General features: G+C 78.2%; 3 protein-coding genes. 1 reads left to right on the top strand and 2 read right to left on the bottom strand.

Features of this window, described 5'->3' with window-relative positions:
- Positions 1–900, bottom strand: a 900-nt coding sequence (locus DZF91_RS25095) for a hypothetical protein (protein ID WP_199486873.1), incomplete at its 3' end; no start/stop codon positions are given.
- Here DZF91_RS25095 and DZF91_RS43205 point away from each other — a divergent pair.
- Complete coding sequence (locus DZF91_RS43205) at positions 812–1,573, top strand: helix-turn-helix domain-containing protein (RefSeq protein ID WP_407920939.1); 762 nt, start codon at positions 812–814, stop codon at positions 1,571–1,573. The two genes, DZF91_RS25095 and DZF91_RS43205, sit on opposite strands and share 89 nt — an antisense overlap.
- A 90-nt stretch (positions 1,574–1,663) precedes the next feature.
- Here DZF91_RS43205 and DZF91_RS25085 read toward each other — a convergent pair.
- Positions 1,664–2,534 (bottom strand): isochorismate synthase (locus tag DZF91_RS25085; protein ID WP_117359699.1); only part of this gene is annotated, 871 nt, incomplete at its 5' end.

The following is a 2,534-nucleotide window of genomic DNA, read 5'->3' as shown; positions in this document are numbered from 1 at the left end:
GGAGGCCTCCGCGCCCGGCCCGGCGGTCGTCCCCTGGTCGCCGTCGGCGGCCACGGCCGTGGACGGGTCGGCGCCGGGAGCGTGGGGTTCGCCGAAGCGGGCCAGGACGAGCGTCGCCGCGACCGCCAGGACGAACCCGGCGGCGGCCGGCGGAGCCAGTCCGGGCCGGGTGTGGTCGCCGAGCAGGACGACGCCGACCACGGCCGGCACGACGGTCTCGGCGACGACCATCGCCGCCGTCGTCCCGGTCACCGATCCGCGCTGCAGCGCCGTCGCGTAGAACAGCAGCGCCGCCGCGCCCGCCGCCGCCAGCGCGTAGGAGGCGGGGTCGGTGAGCAGGTCGAGCGGGCTCAGGCTGGTCAGGACCCGGGCGGCGAGCGCGACCAGGCCGAAGCCCAGCCCGGCGACCAGCCCGAGCGAGACCGACCGGGCCGTGCCCGGCAGCCGCCCGGCTGCGGCGCCCGCGACCAGCAGCGCCAGGGCGCATCCGAGCAGCGTCCAGTGGAACGCCTGCGCGGTGTGCGCGGGGCCCTCGCGTCCGGCGGACGACCCGAGCAGCGCCAGTCCGGCGCAGACCGCGAGCACCGCCGTCCACTCCGCGGCGCGCAGCCGCACCTTCAGCACCGGCCCGGCGACGACCGCCGTGACCGCCAGCGCCGCCGCGATGACCGCCTGGACGACGAACAGCGGCAGCGACCGCAGCGCGGCGAGCTCCAGCAGGAAGCCCACCAGGTCCAGGCCGATGCCCGTCAGGAACGGCAGGTTGGCCGCCAGCCGCACCAGCAGCCGCGGGTCGACGCCCTCGCTGGCGGTGGTGGAGCGGGCCGCCACGGCCTCCAGGACGGTGGCGACGCCGAAGCAGCACGCGGCGGCGACAGCGCCCAGCAGACTCCACACCATCCGCCCACCCTACGCGCCGGCTGAACACCGGCTGAACGCCCGAGCCGCGCGCTGCACCCCGACGTTGCCGGTGCGGACCGCCTCACCCGCCGGCCCGGCGGCGCCGTGGCCGCCGTCCACGATCCGGCCGCGGACGGATGGACAGCAGGCCTCCCACCAGCGCCGCGACGAGACCGGCCGCCCCGGCCGCCGCGAATCCGCTCCCCGGGCGGCGCGAGCCTGCTCACCGTGTCGGCGACCGCCGCCAGGGCCGCCGCAGCCGACCCCCCCCGCGCACGCGGCGGCGCTCGGCCCCACCCAGCCCGCGCTCAGCCAGCAACTGCGCAAACTCGAGACCACCGTCGGACGGCCCCTGCTGCACCGGTCGCCGTCCGGGCCGGACTCGGCGTCGCCGCCCTCATGCCCGCCAACGTCGAACCCGCCATGGTCCGCCACGCGACACCGGCTTCCTGCCCGCCCTGCCGGACGTCGAGCTCGGCCTCGCACGGCACCCCAAAGGGGACTACCGCATCCACTGGCACTGGTCCCAGCCGAGCCGGCTTCCCGGCTTCTACGAATCCGGCGACCTGGCCACCGACTGCCGCTGACCCACGGCCCCACCCACCGCGCCGGCGACGGGCGAGGCGCTCCGGGGCTCGGACGGGGGACGGCGCAAGGCGTCCTGGACGCGTAGCGGCGCCGGTGGCGTAGTTGTTGGCGACATGCGCCGTCGCCCGCGCCGCGGCCATGGAGCGGGCGTCGGGCGGGGGCGGGGCGGGGCGGGTCAGCCTTCGAGGGCGTACTGCATGGCGCGGAACTTGTTCTGCGCCTCGGCCAGCTCCGCCGCCGGGTCGGAGTCCGCGACGATCCCGCAGCCGGCGAACAGCCGCGCCCGCGTCCCCGAGAGCTCCGCGCAGCGCAGCGCGATGCCCCACTCGCCGTCGCCGCGCGCGTCGACCCAGCCGACCGGGCCCGCGTAGCGGCCCCGGTCCATGCCCTCCAGCTCCCGGATCAGCTCCAGCGCCCGGTCGGTCGGCGTGCCCGCGACCGCCGGGGTCGGGTGCAGCGCCGCCAGCACGTCCAGGACCGACCGGTGCGCGCCGAGCCGCCCGTGCACGGGTGAGGCCAGGTGCGTCACGTTCTGCAGGCGCAGCAGCTCGGGCTCCGCCGGGACGTCCAGCTCGGTGCACAGCGGCGCGAGCGCGTCGCGGACCATGTCGACGGCGTAGCGGTGCTCCCGGCGGTCCTTGCCGGAGCGGAACAGGCGGGCCGCGCGGTCCTCGTCGTCGCCGGCGGTCGTGCCGCGCGCGGTCGTGCCGGCCAGCACCAGCGAGTCGACCCGGTCGCCGCTGCGGCGGATGAGCAGTTCCGGGGTCGCGCCGACCAGGCCCGCGACCGCGAAGGTGTAGCAGGTCGGATAGCGGCGGGCGAGGCGGTGCAGCAGGGCGCGGGCGTCGATGGGACGGGCGGCCTGCGCGATCAGGTCCCGGGCCAGGACGACCTTCCCGAGGTGGCCGCCGCGGATCCGTGAGGTGGCGGTCTCGACCGCGCGCGCCCAGGACGGGGCGCTGCGGGCGCCGTCGCTCCAGGTGAGCCGTCCGGGGGCGGCGGGGGCGGGCGCGACGGGCGGCACGAGCCCGCCGAAGGGCGCGCCG

Source organism: Actinomadura logoneensis, from assembly GCF_003428695.1.
GTDB lineage: Bacteria > Actinomycetota > Actinomycetes > Streptosporangiales > Streptosporangiaceae > Spirillospora > Spirillospora logoneensis.
Note: the sequence above shows the minus strand (reverse complement) of the source record. Positions and strands in the feature narration are given on the sequence as shown.